At 69.1% G+C, this 20,498-nt stretch carries 17 protein-coding genes; 6 read left to right on the top strand and 11 right to left on the bottom strand.

The genetic code is table 11. From position 1 onward, the window contains the following. Positions 1-51: 51 nt before the first annotated feature. The 3 genes from ACEWX3_RS08220 (at position 52) to ACEWX3_RS08210 (ending at position 3,459) form a co-directional block, all read left to right on the top strand. Entirely contained in the window at positions 52-1,158 is a 1,107-nt protein-coding gene (locus ACEWX3_RS08220) for an AMP-binding protein (RefSeq protein WP_374159150.1), read from the top strand. A gap of 2 nt (positions 1,159-1,160) precedes the next feature. After that, positions 1,161-2,534 carry an aldehyde dehydrogenase family protein gene (locus tag ACEWX3_RS08215; RefSeq protein ID WP_374159149.1) on the top strand — a complete coding sequence of 458 codons (1,374 nt, stop codon included), beginning with the start codon at positions 1,161-1,163 and terminating at the stop codon, positions 2,532-2,534. Positions 2,535-2,667: 133 nt separating this feature from the next. Further along, positions 2,668-3,459 carry a FadR/GntR family transcriptional regulator gene (locus tag ACEWX3_RS08210; protein WP_207068346.1) on the top strand — a complete coding sequence of 264 codons (792 nt, stop codon included), beginning with the start codon at positions 2,668-2,670 and terminating at the stop codon, positions 3,457-3,459. Here ACEWX3_RS08210 and ACEWX3_RS08205 read toward each other — a convergent pair. Beyond that, positions 3,449-5,185, bottom strand: a complete 1,737-nt coding sequence (locus ACEWX3_RS08205; RefSeq protein ID WP_221362288.1) for a DUF3556 domain-containing protein — start codon at positions 5,183-5,185, stop codon at positions 3,449-3,451. The genes ACEWX3_RS08210 and ACEWX3_RS08205 overlap by 11 nt on opposite strands. A gap of 153 nt (positions 5,186-5,338) precedes the next feature. Here ACEWX3_RS08205 and ACEWX3_RS08200 point away from each other — a divergent pair, with 153 nt between their 5' ends. Then, on the top strand, positions 5,339-6,196 hold the full coding sequence (locus tag ACEWX3_RS08200) for a GAF and ANTAR domain-containing protein (RefSeq protein WP_374159148.1): 858 nt from the start codon (positions 5,339-5,341) through the stop codon (positions 6,194-6,196). 88 nt (positions 6,197-6,284) lie between these two features. Continuing rightward, entirely contained in the window at positions 6,285-8,399 is a 2,115-nt protein-coding gene (locus ACEWX3_RS08195; protein WP_374159147.1) for a catalase, read from the top strand. A gap of 91 nt (positions 8,400-8,490) precedes the next feature. Here the strand turns inward: ACEWX3_RS08195 and ACEWX3_RS08190 are convergent, their stop codons facing one another. Continuing rightward, positions 8,491-9,018 carry a DoxX family protein gene (locus tag ACEWX3_RS08190; RefSeq protein ID WP_207068350.1) on the bottom strand — a complete coding sequence of 176 codons (528 nt, stop codon included), beginning with the start codon at positions 9,016-9,018 and terminating at the stop codon, positions 8,491-8,493. A gap of 58 nt (positions 9,019-9,076) precedes the next feature. Further along, positions 9,077-10,516 carry a carotenoid oxygenase family protein gene (locus tag ACEWX3_RS08185; RefSeq protein ID WP_221362280.1) on the bottom strand — a complete coding sequence of 480 codons (1,440 nt, stop codon included), beginning with the start codon at positions 10,514-10,516 and terminating at the stop codon, positions 9,077-9,079. 66 nt (positions 10,517-10,582) lie between these two features. Here ACEWX3_RS08185 and ACEWX3_RS08180 point away from each other — a divergent pair, with 66 nt between their 5' ends. Continuing rightward, positions 10,583-11,254, top strand: a complete 672-nt coding sequence (locus ACEWX3_RS08180) for a TetR/AcrR family transcriptional regulator (RefSeq protein ID WP_221362279.1) — start codon at positions 10,583-10,585, stop codon at positions 11,252-11,254. 9 nt (positions 11,255-11,263) lie between these two features. Here ACEWX3_RS08180 and ACEWX3_RS08175 read toward each other — a convergent pair whose 3' ends face one another. The 8 genes from ACEWX3_RS08175 to ACEWX3_RS08140 are packed head-to-tail and all read right to left on the bottom strand — an operon-like array spanning position 11,264 to position 20,497. Further along, entirely contained in the window at positions 11,264-12,553 is a 1,290-nt protein-coding gene (locus ACEWX3_RS08175) for a WS/DGAT domain-containing protein (protein ID WP_374159146.1), read from the bottom strand. Between the two features lie 16 nt (positions 12,554-12,569). Next, a complete protein-coding gene (locus ACEWX3_RS08170) occupies positions 12,570-13,352 on the bottom strand; it encodes a hypothetical protein (RefSeq protein ID WP_374159145.1) in 783 nt (260 codons plus the stop codon). Beyond that, complete coding sequence (locus ACEWX3_RS08165; RefSeq protein ID WP_207068355.1) at positions 13,349-14,128, bottom strand: Mce protein; 780 nt, start codon at positions 14,126-14,128, stop codon at positions 13,349-13,351. The genes ACEWX3_RS08170 and ACEWX3_RS08165 overlap by 4 nt, the downstream gene beginning before the upstream one ends. Continuing rightward, the gene (locus ACEWX3_RS08160) at positions 14,092-15,552 is read right to left on the bottom strand and encodes an MlaD family protein (RefSeq protein ID WP_221362276.1); all 1,461 of its coding nucleotides are present in this window, start codon (positions 15,550-15,552) and stop codon (positions 14,092-14,094) included. Before ACEWX3_RS08160 ends, ACEWX3_RS08165 begins: the two co-directional genes overlap by 37 nt. 1 nt (position 15,553) lies before the next feature. After that, positions 15,554-16,708, bottom strand: a complete 1,155-nt coding sequence (locus ACEWX3_RS08155; RefSeq protein WP_207068357.1) for an MCE family protein — start codon at positions 16,706-16,708, stop codon at positions 15,554-15,556. After that, positions 16,705-18,114, bottom strand: coding sequence for an MCE family protein (locus ACEWX3_RS08150; protein WP_374159144.1), 1,410 nt, complete (start codon positions 18,112-18,114; stop codon positions 16,705-16,707). Before ACEWX3_RS08150 ends, ACEWX3_RS08155 begins: the two co-directional genes overlap by 4 nt. After that, positions 18,111-19,469, bottom strand: coding sequence for an MCE family protein (locus ACEWX3_RS08145; RefSeq protein ID WP_374159143.1), 1,359 nt, complete (start codon positions 19,467-19,469; stop codon positions 18,111-18,113). Before ACEWX3_RS08145 ends, ACEWX3_RS08150 begins: the two co-directional genes overlap by 4 nt. Next, positions 19,466-20,497, bottom strand: coding sequence for a virulence factor Mce family protein (locus ACEWX3_RS08140; protein WP_207067018.1), 1,032 nt, complete (start codon positions 20,495-20,497; stop codon positions 19,466-19,468). The genes ACEWX3_RS08145 and ACEWX3_RS08140 overlap by 4 nt, the downstream gene beginning before the upstream one ends. Position 20,498 lies beyond the last annotated feature (1 nt).

Below are 20,498 nucleotides of genomic sequence, written 5' to 3'. Positions count from 1 at the left end.
GCTCACCGACGGTCCGCCGGCGCGCACCCGCAGCTGGGACACGATGAGCCGATGGCGTTCCCAGCCGCACGTCACGACCCGGTGCTCGACGTCCCGACAGCGACCGCACCCGAGCCGGGGGCGTACCTGCGCGCGGCGCTGGACTGGCATTTCAGCGCGGACACCGGGTCACCGTTCTGGCTGCGCATCGCCGAGACCCTGGATTTCGATCCGCGTGTCGAGGTGCGCGGCTACGACGACCTCGCCCGGTTCCCCGCCCTCGTCGACCGGTTGCGCGACGCCGCCGTCGAGGAACTCATCCCCCGCGGCTACGGGTGCCCCGCCCCGGTGCCGAAGGTGTTCGAGTCCGGCGGCACCACCGGTGCGCCGAAGCGCACCGCACAGCTGCCGGACTGGGTGGAGCAGGTCACCCGCTGGCAGGTCGAGGATTTCAGCGCCGGCGGCTTCGTCGCCGACGCCGGATTGCTGGCACTGGTGCCGGGCGGACCGCACGGCGTCGGCTATTTCGACCGCGCCGTGGCCGAGCGGCTCGGGGCGCCGTGCCACACCGTCGACCTCGATCCGCGCTGGGTGAAACGCCTGGCGGCGCGCCCCGACCGACGCTCGGCCGCCGTGGTCGGCGACTACGTGTCACACGTGCTCGACCAGGCTCGCCACATCCTGCGCTCGCAACGGGTGACGAACCTGCACGCCACCCCGCCGCTGCTGGAGGCCCTCGCCACCGACGCGGAACTGACCGATCTGGTGCGCCGGCGCATCCGCTTCATCCTGCTCAGCGGCGCGCACGTGGATGCCGACACCATGGACCTGTTCCGCGCAGTCTTCCCCGCCGCGGCCATCTCCATCGCCTTCGGCAGCACCATGATCCTGTCTCAGGCCGCCACCCGTATTGACGGCGACACAGCGATCTTCGATCCCCGCTCGCCCTACGTGGTGTTCTGGGTCGTCGACCCCGCCTCCGGTGAGCGGGTCGGCTACGGCGAGCGCGGGCAGGTGGTGATGCACCACATCAGCAAGGGCATGTTCATCCCCAACAACCTCGAACGCGACACCGCACTGCGGATGCCCGGCCCGGACGGCCAGATCGGTGACTCGCTGGCCGAGGTCGCGCCGGTGGCGGTGTTCGACGGCGAGCCGGTGATCGAGGGCGTGTACTGACCATGGCTGCAGCCCCTGCCGCACTCAATCTGGATGCGCTCGGGCCGGAGGGCGTCTACCGCACCCGGGCGCGCGAGGTCGTCACCGACACCGGCGGAGCTCCGGTGCTCGAGACGTCGGTGGCGCCGCGGCTGTACGTCACCCGAACGGTCGCCGCGCAGCGACGAGCCGCGCCGTTGCCCGTCAGCGAACGCGCCGCAGCGTTGGACCGCGCGGCCGAGCTGTTCACCTCGGCCACGCTCGCCGGGCTGGACTTCACCGACTACGTCGAGCTCACCTGCCGCATCACCGGATTGCCGATCGCCGTGGTCGAGACCGGTGCCCGCGCCGTCGCGTCGGCGGTGGCGACGACCTTCGACGCGGTGCGCGCGGCGCGGCCCGCCCGAACCGAACTGGACTGGCGCCACCAGAGCGAGGGCGCGATCTGGGCGCGGCGCGGCGAGGTGCTCGGTGTGCACGCCCCGGGCAACGCTCCCGGTGTGCACGGACTGTGGCCGCAGGCCCTGGCGCTGGGCTACCGCGTGGCGGTGCGGCCCTCGCGGCGCGAACCCCTGACCGCCCACCGGCTCGTGAGCGCGCTGCGGGCGGCCGGATTCCGGGACGTCGACGCCGGCTGTCTGCCGACCGGACACACCGGTGCCGACGACCTCGTGCGTGCGGTCGACCTCGCGCTGGTCTACGGCGGGCAGGATGTCGCCGACCGGTACGCCGACGACCCGACGGTGTTCGTCAACGGTCCCGGCCGCGCCAAGATCCTCGTCACCGCCGAGCAGGACTGGCGTGCCCACCTCGACGTCATCGTCGACTCGGTCGCGGCGCTGGCGGGCACGGCGTGTGTCAACGCCACCGCCGTGCTGTACGAGGGCGACGCCGGGCCGCTGGCGCGGGCGGTCGCCGAACGGCTCAGCGCGATGCCCGTGCTCCCTGCCGCCGACCCCCGTGCGGCGCTTCCCACGTCGGCGATCGGCAACGCCCGGGCAGTCGCCGACCGGCTGGCGCGCTGCGCGGTCGCGGCAGAGCCCATCCTGGGCGCCGAGCAGGTGGTCGCCGACCTGGGCGGTGGCGTCGCGGCGTTGCGGCCCGCGGTGCATCTGCTCGACTCACCGGACCCGGTGACACTCGGGACGGAGCTGCCGTTCCCCTGCGTGTGGGTGGCGGGGTGGTCGCGCGACAACGGACTGGCACCGCTGCGCGACAGCCTCGTCGTCACCGCGATCACCGCCGACCAGACGCTGCTCGACAGCCTGGCCCGGGAGCCGTCGGTGACCAATCTCTACTGCGGCGCCGTCGCGACCCACCACGGGGCCCCGCACATCCCGCACGACGGATACCTGGCCGACTTCCTGATGCGCAACAAGGGGTTCGCCCGCCGCTGAGCCTTCCCGCGCTCGCGCTGGCAGTATCTGGGGCTGACCGCCGGTTCCGTCCGATGCCGCCCGGTAACAGCCCCACATGGTTTACTGAGTTGCACAGCTTTGTGGCAGCGGAGTCGACCGGGAGGAGGGTGCCGTGGCACGCAGCACTCCCCTGGCCCCGATGATCGGCGCCGACGCCGTGGCGTCCCGCACCGCGGTCCGGTCCCCCAAGACGGCCGAGCTGGTCGCCGGGACCCTGCGCCGCATGGTCGTGGAAGGCCAGCTCAAAGACGGTGACTTCCTGCCCAACGAAGCCGAGTTGATGGCCCACTTCGGCGTCAGCAGACCCACGTTGCGCGAAGCGGTCCGGGTCCTGGAGTCCGAGCGTCTGGTCGAGGTGCGGCGTGGCTCGCGGACCGGGGCGCGGGTGCGGGTGCCCGGTCCCGAGGTGGTGGCCCGCCCGGCCGGCCTGCTGCTGGAACTGTCCGGCGCGACGATCGCCGATCTGCTCACCGCCAAGTCGGCGATCGAGCCGATGGCGGCCCGGCTGCTCGCCGAGACCGGCACGTCCGAGGCATTCGACGAACTCGAACAGATGCTGGCCGGCCTGGTGGCCGAGGACCACCAGTCCGACCGTCTCGCCGAATCGACCGGCGCGTTCCACCTGCGGGTCGTGCAGCTGTCGGGCAACGCGACGCTGGGCATCGTCGCCGGCATGCTCCACGAGATCACCGTGCGGCACACCGCGTTCGTATTCAACGAGCGCCGGCCGGTGTCGCGGGACGACTACGAGAAACTGATGCGGTCCTACCGCAAGCTGCTGCAGTTCCTGCGCGCCGGCGACGCCGACCGCGCCGAGGCGCACTGGCGCAAACACCTCGACACCTCACGCGAGTTGCTGCTCACCGGGCTGGAAAGCGTTCCGGTGCGCGACGTCATGGGCTGACCGACGACGACCACGTCACGTGCACCGGCACCGTGTCGTCCCACGGCTGACGCGTGACCATGTCGGCGACCATCACATAGCCACGCTCGAACTCGCCGGTCGCGGCGTCGACCAACCGGTACTCCTGACGCTGTTTGTGGATGGGCTGGGCGTCGAGCACCAGCACCCGCACCTCCCCGGGCTCGAATCGGCAACGCTTCTGCAGCGCGGCGATCAGCTGCTCGTTGTGCATGTGCCCGTCGCCGAAGTTCCATCCGATCGCGGTGCTGCAGATCCGTTCACCGTCGGTGAGCACGTAGTCGGCTTCGTCGTGACCGGCCATCAGGCGGTGCGCCAGCGTGAACATCGCGCGGCCGTGGGTGTTGAACGACCGGAAGGCGTACCCCATGTACTGGTACATCTCGGCGGTTTCCTTGCTGCCGTAGAACTTCTCCATCTGCGCGGCCGGCATGCTGGCAATGGCGACGAGACCGTTGTCGATCTTGACCGCGGCCGAGGGTTTGATGCACCACAGCGAGGTGTCCCAGTTGCCGGCGTAATAGCGCATACCCGGCAGGAAGGACACCTTGCGCGGGAACAGGTTTCCGATCACCACCGTGCCCGCCGACACCGCGAACAGCACCAGCGGCCAGGGGCTGTTGAGGTCACCGAGACCGATGCCGGCGTTGCCGACGAACAACGCCAGCACACTGAACATCATGAACACGTTCCACTCCAGCGGCACCCCCATCGGGATGGCCGACAGGATGCCGAAGTGGAAGCACAGCATCACGACCGCGGCGATCGCGGTGACCCAGCCTCCGTGGGAGAAGAACAGCACCAGCGGCACCAACATCTCGATGGCGGTCGAGAAGTGGGCCAGCCAGCGCGAGGCCCGGCCCGGACGCAGGTCGTCGGGGAAATGCTCGAAGAATCTGCGCTTGATCGAGCGGGGCCGGATCACCGGGTTGTTGCTCATCATCGTGGAGATGACGAACGGGAAGTGCTTGTTGAGTTTCGACGTCGCCGCACCCATCCAGATCACCAGGCACACGAGCTTGGCGGCCAGGACGATGTCGGCTCCACTGAACAGGAAGCACACCGCCAGCGCGCCGTAGACCTCGCCGCGGGCAGCGAGGAAGATCACCTTGTCGCGCAGGCCGGCGAGCGCCAGCAGCGACAGGATCGCCACCGTCTGCCAGACAGGCAGCACCCCGATGTCGGATCCGAGCTCGGGGATGGGTCCGGAGCCGTCGGAGAACAGGGCGACCACGAGCATCACCAGCAGCCCAGCGTAGAGCGCCACGTCGACCGGACCGCGGGTGTCACCGGAGGTCAGCGGCACCCGGGAGGGCCAGGGTGGCAACCGGATCGTGTTCGGCCGCAGCCAGTAGAGGATGGACCCCATCGGCGGGAAGAAGCGGTTGTTCAGCGGCCCGAATCCGCAGCCGAGACCAACGACCTCGAACAGCATCGTGTAGAGCACGACTTTCTGGTAGACGATCGGCTCGGCGTACCAACTACTGACGTTCGTGAATCCGTCTATCCCGGCGGTCGTGAGCACGATCAGCCACGCGCCCAGCACGTACAACAGAATCTTCAGCACGTAGAAGAGGTGCATGACGACCGGGGTGCCGAAGCCGACCTCGGCCCAGTGCCGGGCCATCGGCACGATCCTCTCGGCGCGCGTGCCCTTACTCCATTCGGCGTAGTCGACGACGGGCGCGTCCTGCTTGAGAAAACCCATGCAGGTCAGATTAGAACGTGTTCCAGTTCGACTGGGGGGAACCGCGCCAAAACGGCGTGAACCCGACCGCGGCGGGTCCGCGACGGGGTCTGTGACAATGGTCCGATGCCTGCTCCGCACGGGGGTCCGATGCCTGCTCCGCACGGGGGTCCGATGCCTGCTCCGCACGAGAGCCCGACGGCCGCTGCGCACGAAAGCCCGACGGCCGCTGCGCACGAAAGCCCGACGGCGCCCGCTGCGCACCAGACGTCAGGCTCCTCCGACGGCGCAGGGCCCGCCGATCCGCCGCACGCGTTCGCCGACGTGGCGGCACTGCTGGACCTCGACGACGCCCAGTTCGACACGCTCAAGGTGCTGGGCCGGGCGCTGCACGTCAACGAGGCCGACCTCACCCAGACGTTGGAGGCGATCCTGCGCTCGGTGACCTCGGTGATCCGGTGCGCCGATCACGCCGGGGTGAACCTGCTGGTGCGCGACCGCCTCGAACCGCAGGCCACCCTCGGGTCCGCACCACCGCGGTTGGACGCCCTGCAGCAACGCAGCGGTGTGGGGCCGTGCTTCGACGCCTCGCGCGAGCAGTGCGTGATCACCGTGGCCGACATGACCTGCGAATCCCGCTGGCCCGAGTTCGCGTCGACAGCACTCGAGTTGGAGGTGCATTCGATGCTGTGCGTGCCGCTGTGGGTCGACGACCGGCGGCTGGGCTCGGTGAGCCTGTACAGCGCGACGACGCAGGCCTTCGACGCCGCGGCGGCGCAACTGGCCGATCTGTACGCCACGCACGCTGCGGTGGCCCTCGCCGACGCGCAACGCACCGATCAGCTCAGACGCGCGATGGCCAGCCGCGACGTGATCGGGCAGGCCAAGGGCGTGCTGATGGAACGGCACCGCATCACCGGCGACGAGGCGTTCGAGATGTTGAAGCAGGCGTCGCGCCGAGCGAACCGCAAGCTCGTCGACATCGCCGAGAGCCTGGCGGTCACCGGCGAGCTACCGCAACCGTCTGATTGAACCGCGGACTTTCGGGTACAGGCCGGGGGCCGGATCTCCGCCACGCCAGACCCGCGGGCGGCCGGCACACGACGCAGGAAGTTCTTCCATGCCCCCTTCACGTAAACCATCGCAAGCTGCTCCCCGTCCGACCAGCGCGACCGGCGCCCGACTCGACGAAGTCGTCGACGGCCAGGATCCCCGCGCTCAGCAGGGCGAGTACCTCACCACCGCACAGGGTGTCCGGATCCCCGACACCGACCACTCGCTGAAGGCCGGATCACGCGGCCCGACCCTGCTCGAGGACTTCCACCTCCGGGAGAAGATCACCCACTTCGACCACGAGCGAATTCCCGAGCGCGTCGTGCACGCCCGCGGCGCCGCCGCGCACGGCGTGTTCGAGTCCTACGGCACCGCGGCATCGGTGTGCAAGGCCGGGTTCCTCGGCAAGAAGGGCACGAAAACCGATGTGTTCTGCCGCTTCTCAACGGTGTTGGGCTCGCGCGGCTCCGCCGACACCGTGCGCGACACCCGCGGCTTCGCCGTCAAGTTCTACACCGAGGAGGGCAACTTCGACCTCGTCGGCAACAACATGCCGGTGTTCTTCATCCAGGACGGCATCAAGTTCCCCGACGTGATCCATGCGGGCAAGCCGCACCCCGATCGGGAGATCCCCCAGGCGCAGTCGGCGCACGACACCTTCTGGGATTTCGTGTCGCTGCACACCGAAGCCACCCACCACGTCATGTGGAACATGAGCGACCGCGGCATACCGCGCTCGTACCGCACGATGGAAGGGTTCGGCGTGCACACCTTCCGGCTGGTCAACGCCGAGGGCGAGACCAGTCTGGCGAAGTTCCACTGGAAGCCGGTGGCCGGGGTGCACTCGCTGGTGTGGGAGGAGGCGCAGATCGCGGCCGGCTGCGATCCCGACTTCCACCGCCGCGACATGGCCGACGGCATCGACGAGGGGGCGTTCCTCGAGTACGAACTGGGCGTGCAGGTGATGCCCGACGACGGCTCGGAGACCCACTCCGGCATCGACCTGCTCGACCCGACGAAGATCGTCCCGGAGGAACTGGTGCCGGTGCAGCCGATCGGCAAGCTGACCCTCAACCGCAACCCCACCAACTACTTCGCCGAAACCGAGCAGGTCGCGTTCCACACCGGCCACTTCGTACCCGGCATCGAACCGACCAACGACCCGCTGATGCAGGCCCGCCTGTTCTCCTACCTGGACACGCAGCTGACCCGGCTGGGCGGTCCCAACTTCTCGCAGCTGCCCATCAACCGGCCGCGCTGCCCGGTCAACGACATGCTGCGCGACGGTATGCACCAGACGGCGATCCACACCGGCCAGGCGCCCTACCGGCCCAACAGCATCGACGACGGCGAGCCCGTCGTCGCCGGAGCCGACGAGGGCGGCTATGTGCAGACCCCGAGACAGGTGGACGGACCGGCGGAGCGGGCCCAGCCCGCGTCTTTCGACGACCATTTCACCCAGCCGGCGATGTTCTACCGCAGCCTCACCGAGGTGGAGAAGGTCCATCTCGTCGAGGCCTTCACCTTCGAGCTCGGCAAGTGCTACGAGCAGGGCATCAAGGAACGCCAACTGCAGGTCCTCGCCAACGTCGACACCCAGTTGTGCGAACAGGTGGCGGCCGGGCTGGGGCTGCCGGCACCGACCGGCAATCCGCCGGCCGACGTCGGCGTGTCGCCCGCGCTGTCGCAGATCGTGGACAGCCCTGGTCCGATCGACGGCCGCAAGATCGGCATCATCGCCGCGGCGGACTCCGATCTGGCGGGCGTCGGCGCGCTCACCGAGGCGATCGAGGACCGCAAGGCCAGCGTGCTGGTGACCGCCCCGTTCGGCGGTGTGCTGGAGTCCGGGCGGCACCAAGCGGTCATCGAGCGCACGCTGTTGACGGCGCGCTCCATCGAGTACGACGCGCTCGTCGTCGCCGACGGCACCCGGCCGACCGGCGACATCAAGTTGGTGTTGCTGCTGCAGGAGGCCTACCGGCACTGCAAGCCGGTCGCGGCGTGGGGTGACGGCGTCGAGGCACTCACCGCAGCCGGTATCGACCCCGACGCACCGGGTGTCCTGGTGGCGAAGAAGGTCGATAAGGACTTCGGCGAGGCACTGGCGAACATGGTCGGCCTGCACCGGGTGTGGGACCGGGCACCTGCCGTGATGGCCTCGAAGGTGGCGCCGGCGGACTGACGGCTGGCCGGGACCGGCCGCCGTCCCTGGCGGCCGGTCTCAGGCCCGGATCTGCGCAGGGGCCAGGCCCGGTCTGCGCAGACGGGCGGTCTCAGGCTCCGGTCTTGGCCGGCGGCCGGTAGAAGATCACCAGCTGACCGATGCCGCCGGCCAGGCCCAGGACCGCGGCGATCACCAGACCCCACCAGCCGTGCAGCAGGTCGTAGAAGCCGGTGCCGCTGAACAGCAGGTAGTCGAGGCTGAGCTTGCCGGCCCCGATCGTGGCCACCGCGACCGCGGACACCGCCAACACCAGGTTGTACTCCCAGCCCTCCTTGACGATGAAGAAGCCGTTGTCCTTGTGCACCGTCCATGCGGCCACCAGCATCAGCGCGACGAAGCCGGCCGCCGGCACCGGGGTGAGCAGGCCGACCGCCAGACCGAGGCCCGCGGCCATCTCGGTGGTGGCGGCGACACGGGCGTGGAACATGCCCGGCTTCATGCCCATGCTGTCGAACCAGCCGGCAGTGCCGCTCAGTCCGCCCTTTCCGAAGAACTTGTTGTAGCCGTGCGCGGCCATGGTCAGACCCAGCACGACCCGCAGGATGAGCACGCCGACATCGAGAGCAGTGTCATACATGCAACAGAATGTAGGCCATCTGTCACGTCGGCACCGACCTACCCCGGCTCTGGGCCCGTCAGTCGGCAGGCACCCAGTTGCCGTGGAAACCGGAGGGGACGCGGTGCGGCAGCGCGATGCTGGCGACCTCGTCGAGGGTCTGGGCGTCCAGGAACGCCAACTCGCTGCGGTCGGTGCGGCGATCGTAGACGAAGCCCATCAGCACACCGTCGTCCTCGGCGGCCTCCGGTGACGACGGCTGGAACACGAACTCACCCACCACCTTGTCGGCGCCGAAGGAGTGGGCCGTAGTGGAGCTGCCGACGAAATCGTGTTTGAGCAGGGTGTCACCGCCATCGCTGTCGCCGACGTAGGGCGCGTACCCGTAACGATGGCGCTTGCCGACGCGCCGCTCGTCGACGCGCGGGAACTCCTGGGGCCGGTCGTCGATCCGCGACTCCCGCACCTTGCCGTCGGCGAGGTCGACGGTCCACCGCTCCAGCGTGGGCGGACCCTCGTCGGGCCCGGAACGGTTGGTGTCGAACATCTTCGGATGACGGATGACGTCGAGGACGATGGTGGTGTCGTCCGCCTCGTAGGCGTTCATCGGGTGGAAGACGTAGCACGGCTCCACGTCGAACCAGCGCACATCACGGTTGCCGCCCTCGCGCGGCATCACCCCGATCCGGGCCGGATAGTTGGGGTCCCACGAGTAGGGGAAGCGGCGGTCCGACGAGGGGCCTTTCGGTCTGCGCGCGGCGAGCGGGTCCGGGATGCGGATCCGTCCGATCACCGCGGAGAGCATCAGCCGCGCCGGAAGCCGCAGGGCGCGAGGCACTCCCATGGTGGCCGCGGTCCGCACGTCGAAGGTGACCGGAAGATCGTAGAACACGACGTAGCGCTCGGTCAGGGAGAAGTCGTGCATCATCGGGCTGCCGCCGACGTCGATGTCCACGGTGCGCCGGGCACGGCCGTCGGCGCCGATCACGGAGTACTGCACGGTGTTTCCCCGCAGCATGCTGTAGGACACCGCGTGCAGTTCGCCGGTGTCGGGATCACGTTTGGGGTGCGCGGTGTAGCCGCCGGTCAGCGTGCCGTCGAAGTCGCACGGGCCGACGGTGTCCAGCTCCTCGGTCAGTTCGTAGTTCGCCACGCCGGCCTCGATCAGTGCGAGCGTCTTGCCCGCGTGTCCGATGACGTTGGTGTTGGCGCCGATTCCCGAGATCGCGACGTCTCCGGCCGGAACCGGCTCCCCCAGCGCGCGCGCCGCCTGCGGCCCCCGCACCCACCGGTTGCGATACCACTCGGCGCGCCCGTCGCGGATGCGGATTCCGTGCACCATGCCGTCGCCGATGAACCAGTGGTACAACGCGGGGTCGATCTCGCCGATCGGGTTCGGCCCGTTGCGCAGATAGCGGCCGTCGAGATAGCCGGGAAGGTGGCCGGTCACCTCGAGGTCGGTCAGCGTGTGCTCTTCGGCGATCGGAGCGAACACTCCGCTCAGATAGCGGTTCGTCATGCCCGCCTCCCTATAACAGCGTTATATACCGCCTCTGTATAACACCGTTATGGCACGATGACAACCATGAATGCGAAGGAGTCGTTGGTTGTGGCCGGCGTGCGGCTCCTGGAACGCGACGGCCTGGACGCGCTGAGCGCGCGCAACGTCGCCGCCGAAGCGGGCACCTCGACAATGGCCGTCTACACCCACTTCGGCGGCATGACCAACCTGGTCGACGCCATCGCCGTCGACGTCTTCGTGCGCTTCACCGCGGCACTGACCGAGGTCCCCCACACCGACGACCCGGTGGCCGATTTTCTCGCGATGGGGCTCGCGTACCACCGCTTCGCCCTGGCCAATCCGCAGCGCTACCAGCTGATGTTCGGCACCGCCGCACCGGCGTCGCTCACCCGGTTCCGGGCCGACCTGACCGTGACCGGCAGCGCGACCAACCGCAGCGAGCTCGCCGAATCGTTCGGGGCGCTGCGCGACGGCGTGCGCCGGATGATCGCCGCGGGCCGCATCCGGCCCGACGACGAGTTGGCCGTCGCGGGCCGGCTGTGGAGCGTCAACCACGGCGCGGTGCTGCTGGAGATGGCGGGCTTCTTCGGGCACGAAGGGCACGGGCTGACCCAGATCCTGGGCCCGCTGATCATCGACACGCTGGTCGGGATGGGTGACGAGAGAGCCGCCGCCACACAGTCGTTGGCGAGCGTGGTGGCCGCGCAACCCGCGGATGCCCAGCCCCTCAGCTAGCGGGTCCTCTCAGCTCGCGGGGCCCTCAGCTCGCGGGCCATTCAGCTCGCGGGCGAGGCGTTCGACGTAGGCGTCGACGTCGTCGACGGCGGATTCGGCGGCGTGGACGCTGACGGCCACGGTGTCGCCCAGCCCGTGCACGCCGTGTGTCAGGCCCATCATCGGTGACAGACCGGGGAACCCGGTGGTGAACAGCACCGGCGAGGTGCCGAGAACAAGGTCCTTCGCGCCCCGGTTGACGCTCGACACGACCGTGTTCCCGTTAGCCGTGTCGGACCGCACCGTCGGATCGAATTGCCTGACACCCCAGCGCAACAGCGGTGCCGGCACAGCCGCAAAGGCCGCGCTCGCGGTCACCATCGCCGGATGGTTGGCCCGCCTTCGGCGCTGGTGCAACTCGGCACTGATCGCCCGGCACCGGACGGCGAACGGCAGCTGCGGGTGCAGCCCGACGCCGACGTTGCCGAAGTGGTTGTGGGCCCGGCGTGGGCCCGCCTTGGCCATCGGCACCTCGGCGCCGAGTTGCGTGGTGTCCTCACCCAACTCCTCGAGATGCCCGGACAGCGCGCCCGCCACTGCGGCCAGCACGCTCACGGTCACGGTCGGGCCCGGCAGACGACGTCGGTCGCACAGCACCGTGCGGAGGTACCGCCGGCCCTCGGGCCGTGCGTTGCTGGGCAACACCGGCCGTGACTTCGCCTGCGGCGGAACGAGTCCGGCAGCGGTGTCGCCGACCAGCCTGCGGTGCGCCCGCGCCGCCGCAGCGGCCCGCCGCACCCAGGACCATTCCGGATGTCCGGCGACGTCGCAGGACGGGACCGGCGCGTCCCGGCCGAACAGCCAGGCCGCCAACGCCGCGGAGCGCTGTCCGTCGCCCAATGCGTGCGACATCTGCAGCACCGCCACCGCCCCGGTCGCGGTGCCCGGGCCGCGGAGTTCGGTGACCGTGGGAAAGACATGCAGACGCCATGGCGCCACCCGCGCGTCGAGCTGGTCGTCGCCGAGGTCGGCGATGGCGGCCAGACACGCCGACCACGACGCGTCGGCAGGCCGGTGCACCGTGAAGCGGTCGGCCTCTACTGCACACGGCTGCCACTGCGGGTACGTCCAGAACCCCGCCTCGGCGACCCGTACTGTCAGCGCGGCACATCCTCCGGCGCGGTTGCGGATCTCCTGTAGCGCCGACCCAGGATCGGCCAGTTCGCCGTCGAACGCGTAGACCAGGAACTGATCGTTCGGGATCGCCGATGCCATCCAGTACATCTGCGCGTCGACCGCTGCCAGCCGACGCGATGTCATGACAGCAGGATCCGGCCTACACCGGGTCGAACGCCGAGATCAGCCAGCGGCCGTCGACCTTGTCCAGGGTCACCCGCACGCTGGACGCCGTGTCGGTCGGCGGCTGCTGACCCACGGTGACGGTCTGGTTGACGAACAGCAGCACCACAGCGTGATCGGGGTCCGCCGACACCGGCGCCGCGGCCGGAACCGATGCCAGGGCGGCGATCTGCTGCTCCTTGGCGCCGGGGATGACCACATCGGTCGTCAGATCCGTGTAGGACTGCTGGAACTCGCCGGTCAGCAGATTGCGCGCCGCGCCGAGCTGCTGTTCGACGGTGTCCGGTGAGTACGACAGCAGCGCTATGGTGCTCTCGGTTGCGGCCTGCGTGGCGGCATCGGCGGCGTCTTCGGCGATGCGCGCGGAGTTGGCCTGCCACTTCAGGAAACCGGCGGTCAGCGCCAGCAGCAGGGCCAGCGCAGGCAACAGTCCGAACGCGACGACCTTCGACCAGGGCACCGCACGCTTCGGCGCAGGGGTCGCGACCGGCTCGGCGGGCGTGGCATCGCCGCCCTTCTCGTCACCGGACTCCCCGGGAGCATCCGTGGCATCGGCCTGCTCGGTGGCATCGGCATCTTCGGTGACGGCCTCTTCGGTGGCGTCAACCTGATCCGCGGCGTCGGCCTCTTCGGTGGATGCGGCCCGCTCGGTGGCGTCGGCCTGTCCGGCGTCAGTCGCAGCTGTCTGCTCGGCGCCGGTCGCGGTGCCGCCGCCGTCCTCGGTCGTGTCGTCCTTCTTGTCCTTGCTGTCCCCGCTCACGGCACAAACTCCACGTTCGACACCTTGGCCTCGTCACCGACCTTCTCCACTGAAATCCGCATCCGCCAGGCCCGCGGCGCCTGGTCGGGCGCGCCAGCGTTCGATGTGCGCACCGTGACCGCCACGAGCACCTGGGCCTCGTTGTCGGAGAACGACTCCAGGCCGGCCTCGGCGATGGTGCCCTCCGAGGTGGACTGGGCCTGCTTGACGACCTCCACGAACGGCTCGGCACGCCGCTGGAAGTCGTCGTAGAACGTGCCGGTCGCCGAATCGAGGATGCGCTGGACGTCGGCCTCGGCGTTCTCGTAGCCGATGGTCGTGAGGTTGAGGGCACCCTGACGCCCTACCTGCAGGTACAGGCTGCGCAGATCCTGCGTCTGCTGGGCCTGGTAGGCCTGGAAGCCGAGCCAGCCGGTCAGCCCCGCCAGCGCCACCACCGCGACGAGACCCGCGATGAGCGCGATCTTGACGTGCGACATCGGCGCGCGGGCCGGTGCGGCCTCGTCGGCGACAACGCCCTCGGCGTCGTCGGCCTCCTCGGTGCCCTCAGCCTCAGTGTCCTCAGCTTCGGTGTCCTCAGCTTCGGCGTCCTCGTCAGCATTGGTCGCAGTGGCGGCCTCGGCGGTGGCTGCTGACTCCGGCTTCCCCGTCTCGGGCACGTCGGAAGCGGTCGAATCGGGCTCGACCGCGCCGGATGCCTCCTTGTCGGTGGTCCCTGCCGAATCCGCCCTCGACGTCGTCAATTCCCCGTCGGGGGCAGCAGCATCGTCTGCCATGTTCGCTCCTCTGCGGCACTGTCGGCCAGATTGGACTGTGTGTACACCCGTCCGTCCGGTCCAACGTACGTGCCGCTCGCCGGGTCGTACTCCGCGGCCGCTATGGGTGGCGGCGCCGGAGCCGGTGGCGGAGCTGCGTCTGCAGGTGGCGAACCCGGCGGCAACTGGGGGACGTCCTGACCGGACAGTGTCGCGTTCGGGTCGCCCTTCCAGTTCCAGCCGTCGTTGAGCGGCACGTAGTTCTCGTCGCTTTCACACATCTTGACAGTCGGGGCCCGCTTGCCGGGCACCGTCTGGCACGGCAGGTTACGCGCGCCGCGGACGTTGAAGGGGCCGTCCTGTGGCACCCGGCAGTACACGTCGCCGGCGGGACGGTCCGGGTAGTCCTCGAATGTCGGCGCCCGCTGCTGCTGGGCCGGCAGGAACCCGGTGGTGCACGGCGGGGGAACGTTGAGGTTCAAGTTGAACACCAGCGAATCGCCCATGTAGTCCTGCTTGGTGCCGTTCTTGGGCACGCCGATCGCCTGGGTCACCGCGGTGCCCTGCGGCAGCAGCACCAGCAACTGCTCGAGGCCCGCCTGGTAGGCGACCGCGACCTCACCGGTGCTGACCAGGTTCGCCAACACGATCGGCAGCGTGGGCTGCAGTTCGTCGAACAGCGCCCGCACCTCTTCGGCCGCGCCCGGGCCCCGGTCGAGGATGCCCGCCACCGAGGCGTCCTCCTGCTGCAGCTGGCCGGTGATACCGGCCAGATTCCGGGCCCAGGCCTGGATCGAGTCGGAGGTGTCGGTCTGGGAGTTCAGCACGGGCTGAACGTCATCGACCAACGTCGTCAACGAGTCCAGGTTGTCCCGGGCGTCGATGGCCAGCGTCGTCGATCCGTTGACCAGCCGGCGCAACTCGGGCCCCAGCCCACCGACCGCGATGTACGCCTCGTCGATGACCGTGCGCAGGTTGTCCTTCGGGATCGCGGCGAGACCTTCGTTGGTGAGGTCGAGCACCGTGTTGACGTCGGGCGGCATCCGGACCCGGTCGACCGGGATCTCGTCGCCGTTGCGCAGTTCCGGTCCGTCTCCACTCTGTGGCAGCAGCTGGACGAACTGCTCGCCCACCGCCGACTGACTGCGTACCTCGGCGATCAGATCCGCCGGAATCGACACGCCCGAATCGAGCGACAACACCGCCGCCACACCGGTATCGGTCAGCGCCACGCTGTCGACGATGCCGACCTGCGAACCGCGGTAGGTGACGTTGGCCCGGTCGTAGAGGCCGCCGGTCTCGGGCAACTCCAGGGTGACGCGGTACTGGCCGACACCGAGCAACTGGGGCAACCGCATGTAACCGAACACCATGATCGCCACCGCCGTGAAGGCCACCACGGAGAAGATCGCCAGCTGGATCATCATCTGTCTGGTCACTCGCATGTCAACGCCCCTGGTCGAAACGGTACGGCGCGACCAGCGGGTTGCCCCCCGGCGGCGGAACGTTCTGGTTGCACGGGCTGGGCATCTGCCCGATCGTGCGGCCCCACTGCAACTCCAGCCAGGTCAGGTTGCACTCGAAGCGGGTGCCGGTGAAGAACCCCTGATCGATGCGCGACAGGGTCAGATCCACCACCAGTGTCAGGTTGGCGTAGTCGCCGCGCATCCAGTTGGTCAACGTCTCCTTCGGGAACGGGAACGTCGGCAGAAAGCTCAGGGCCCGCGTCAGGGCGGGTCCGGCATCGGCGAGCGACTGCAGCACCGGGCCGATGTCCTTCAGCTCGGCGACCAGGGATTCCCTGGTCTGGTTCACCGAGTCGGCGGCCAGCGCACTGAACCGTCCCAGCTGCACCAACGCCTCGGCGAGCGTCTCGCGCTGATCGCGCAGGACCGCCAACGCGTCCGGGATGGTCTGTAATGCCCTGTCCACCACGGGTTTCTGCTCGGCGATCTGCCCGACCAGATCGTTGAGGCTCTCCGCGGTGGCGATGATGTCGTCGGTCTGGTCGTCGAGGTGCCCGATCGCGATGTCGAGCTGTTCGATCAGGCTGCGCAGATCGTTCTCCCGCCCGGTGAACGCGGTCGACAACGCCTCGGTGATGTCCTGGATGTCGCCCAGCCCGCCGCCGTTGAGCAGCAGCGCGACGGCAGCCAGCGCCTGTTCGGTGGTCGGGTACGCCCCCGAGGACGCCAGCGGGATCAACGCGCCCTCGGTCAGGCGGCCCTGCGGCGCTTCGTCGGTGGGCGCGGACAACTCGATGTGCTGAGAACCCAGCAGGCTGGTCTGGCCGACCCGGGCGGTCGCGTTGGCAGGCAATACGACGTTGCCGTTCAGCGTCATGGTGACCAGCGCGTGCCAGCCCTGCCGTTCGATCTCCGAGACCGTGCCGACGTTGACGTCGCCGACGCGGACCCGCGAGTTGCGTTCGACGTTGTCGACGTCCGGCATCTGGGCCTGCACGGTGAACGATCCCGGCCCGCCACCCTGGGTGCCGGGCAGTGGGATCGAATTCAGCCCCTGCCAGCCGCATCCCGACAGCGTCAGCGCCATGGCCAGCGCGGCGACGCCACCCGCGCGCCGTGTCCTCGCCGCGGTCATGAGCCACCTCCCGGCGGAACCATCATGCCCATCAATCCGTCTGTCGGGTTGGTCGGCACCGCCTCGGCCGGCAGGAGGGGTCCGCTCACGGTGTCCGGAGTCGGTCCGCTCGGCGGGGGTACCGGAGCCGGCCCCGCCTCCGCAACATTGGTCGGCCCCGCCTCCGCTGGCAGCGGGGCGCTCCCCATCGGCGCCGGCTGACCGGCCGGTGCCGGACCGGCCGGCTGCGCCCCGCCAGGCGGGATGTAGTCCGGCCGCAGCCAGTCTTCGCTGTAGGTCAGCTCATTGGGCCGCGTCGAGGCGCCGACGAGCTGATTGATGCCCAACGGCAGGAAGTTGTACTGCCGGTTCTTGATGATCGGCGCCAGGTACTGCACACAGAGCTTGGCCGACTGTTCGGCACCCAGCCGGGACGCGGCCTGCACTGCGCCGCACAGGAACTGGATGGGGTTGGCGAAGTTGTTGATCTGGGGCACGCTGCTGACCGAGCCCTGGGCGGGCTGCCAGATGTTGACGTAGTTCTGGAACGTGTTGGGCGCCAGATGCAGGAACTGCTTGACGTCGTCGAGGCTGTCGTTGAGCGCCTGGGTGACCCCGGCCAGTTTCTCCGACGTGGTGCCCAGCGCGTCGCGATTGTCGGCGACGAAACTCTGCACCTCACCCACGGCGACGTTGAGGTCACGCACCGCGGTCGCGACCTCGTCGGGATCGTCGGCGAGCAGCCCGGTCACCGACGCCAGGTTCTGGTTGAGCTGACGCATCAGGTCGGTGCTGTCCTGCAGCGCCGACACCAGGGTCGCGAGGTTCTTGATCGTCGAGAAGATGTCAGTGCTCTTGTCACCCAGCGCCGAGAACGCCTGCGACAGTTTGACGACCGTGTCGCGGATGTTGGCGCCCTGTCCGCGCAGGTTGTCGGCGGTGGTGTTGATCACCGATCCCAGCGGGCTGACCCCGCCCGGCTCGGTCGGCTGCAGCGTCTCGCTGAGCACCTGCAACTGCCGGCGCACCTGGTCCCACTCGACCGGCACGGCAGTGCGCTCGATCGGGATCACGGTGTCGTCTTCCATCACCGGCCCGCCCGTGTAGGCGGGCGTCAGCTGGATCGCGCGCGAGGTCACCAGCGCCGGCGACAGGATCGCGGCGTTGGCATCCGCGGGGACGTCGTAGCGGTCGTCGTACCAGAACGAGATCTTCACCCGCTCGGGCTGAGGCTCGATCGAGACGATGCTGCCGACCGGCACCCCCAGGATGCGCACGTCGTCACCCTCGTAGATGCCGTTGCTGTTCTCGAAGTAGGCCACCACGTTCACGCGGTTGACCTTGTCGGTGGTGCGCACCAGCACCGCGACACCGGCGACCAGCAACGCGGCGAGCACGACGGCCACCCAGGTTCTGGGGTTTCTCATGGCGTGTCCTCCACCGGAACGAGCGGCGGTGCCTCACCCGGGGCCGGAACATAGATCGGGTTCGGTGTCGGTGACGGCGTGGACGCCAGGCCCGGCGGCGCCTCGGCCGGCGGGCCGGGCGGGGGTCCGCCCGGCGGGGGTGCCGGCTCGGGCTCACGGTAGGGGTAGCAGCCCGTCGGGCCGGGCAGCGGCAGACCGGGCGGGCCGCAACCCTGATCGCCCGGATTGCCGGTGATGGCGTCCGGCAACGTCAGATGCGGGTCGCCGCCCTGGCCGGTGCGCGGGTACGGCAACGGCATCGCCGGTGTGCCCGGCTGGCCCACCTGTGGGTCGCTGCGTTCCGAGGGCAACAGCACGTTGGGGTCCAGCCCCAGATCCGAGAACGCCACGTCGATGAACGGCTGCAGGAACTGCCCCGGCAGCAGGTTGGCGACGTAGGTCTTGAAGAACGGTCCCGCCGACACCGACTCGCCCAGTGACATCGAGTACGAGTTCAGCAGGCTCAGCGACTTCTGCAGCCGCTCTTTACGGTTGTCCAGAATCGTCAGCACGCCGTTGAGCTTGTCCAGCGCGGGCCGCAGGGTCGCGCGGTTCTCGCCGATGAAGCCTTGCAGTTGGGCGCTCAGCGCCGAGATGTTCGCCGAGATCTCATCGACGGCCGCACTCTGGGTCTGCAGCTCGGCCAGCAAGGCGTTGGTGTTGGCGACCAGGCTGACCACCTGATCGCTGCGTTCGGCCAGCACCGTGGTGGCCTCGTCGGCGTTGTCCAGCAGGCTGCGCAACTGCTCGTCGCGCTTGTTGAGGGTGTCGGAGAACCGCGCTACACCTTCCACCGCGATCCGCAGCTGGGGAGGAGTGTCGGCAAACGTCGCCGACAGCACCCGCAGCGACTCGGAGAGCTGGTCGGTGTTCAAACCGCTGATCGTGGTGGCCAATTCGCCCAGCGCGTCGGGCAGCTGGTACGGCGACCGCGTGCGGTCCAGTGGGATCGTCCCATCCTGTTGCCCGTCCCCGCGTGCGACCACCTCGAGGATCTTGGTGCCCAGCAGGCCTTTGGTCTTGATCGCGGCCTCGGTGCGTTCACCGAGGCGGATGTCGCTGTCGACGGTGAAGGTGACCAGCACGCGCGGGCCGTCGAGTTCGATGGATCTGACCTGGCCCACCCGGAAGCCCGAGACCTGAACCGCTGCATCGGTGTTCAGTCCGCCGGCTTCGGCGAAGTACGCGGTGTACTCCCGGCCGGTGTCGACGAAGGGCAACCGCTCGTAGTTCAGGGAGCCCAGCACGATCGCGGCGGTGAGGCCGAGGCCGATGCCGCCGATGAGCAGCTGGTTGCGTTCAGCGAAGGGCTTCATCGTGGCGCGCACCTCCCCGAGGACTGCCCGGCGACCTTCACGTACACCGGCTGGCCGCCCTTGCCGTTGAGCTTGAGCACGAGATCGCAGAGGTAGAAGCTGAAGAAGTCACCGTAGATGCCTTGGCGCGCCAGCACCTGGTAGGCATCGGGCAGCGTGTTGAGCAGATTGTCGAAGTACTCGTTGTCGGCGACCACGATCCCGGCGGTCCGGTCGGTCTCGTCGATCGTCTTCTTCAGCGGCGGGCGGGCTTCGGCGAGCAGGTCGGCAATGGTGCTGGCAGCCGCGTTGGTGTAGGCCAGACCGTTGGCGATCTCCGTCCCGCGGGCCTCGAGGCCTTCGACCAACTCCGACAGGGCCGTCACCGCCTTGCCGAACTGCTCGCTCTGGTCGCCGAGCGAACCGAGCACCGTGTTCAGGTTGACGATGACGTCGCCGATCAGCTGGTCGCGGTCGGCCAGCGTGCTGGTCAACGCCGCGGTCTGGGCCAGGAACGAGTTGATCGTGCCGCCCTGCCCCTGCAGCGCCGAGATCAACTGCCCGGACAGCGCATTGACCTGGTCGGGGTCCAGCGCCTGGAACAGCGGCCGGAACCCGCCGATCAGCGCGTCGAGGTCCAGCGCCGGCGAGGTGCGGGCCAGCGGGATCGTCTCGCCCCCGGCCAACCGCTCGGTGCCGCCCACGCCCTCTTCCAGCGCCAGGTAGCGACCACCGATCAGATCGTCGTAGCGGATGACCGCCCGGCTGCCCTCGGTGAGCACCACGGAGCGGTCGGCGTCGAACTCGACCAGCGCCGTCGTGTCGGGCTGGATTTCGACGTTCTTGATCTTGCCCACCTCGACGCCGGCGATACGCACGAAATCGTTTGTCTCCAAACCGGTCACGTTGACGAACTCGGCGCGATAGCTCGTGCGCTCCTCACCGAAACGTAGCTGGCCGAACACCGCGTAGAGCCCGAACACACCGAGCAGGCAGACAGCCAGGAACACACCGAGACGCACTGCGTCGCGTCGGATGTTGGCTGTCATC

Origin of the sequence: Mycobacterium sp. G7A2 (assembly GCF_041902445.1) — a bacterium.
Lineage (GTDB): Bacteria > Actinomycetota > Actinomycetes > Mycobacteriales > Mycobacteriaceae > Mycobacterium.
Note: the sequence above shows the minus strand (reverse complement) of the source record. Positions and strands in the feature narration are given on the sequence as shown.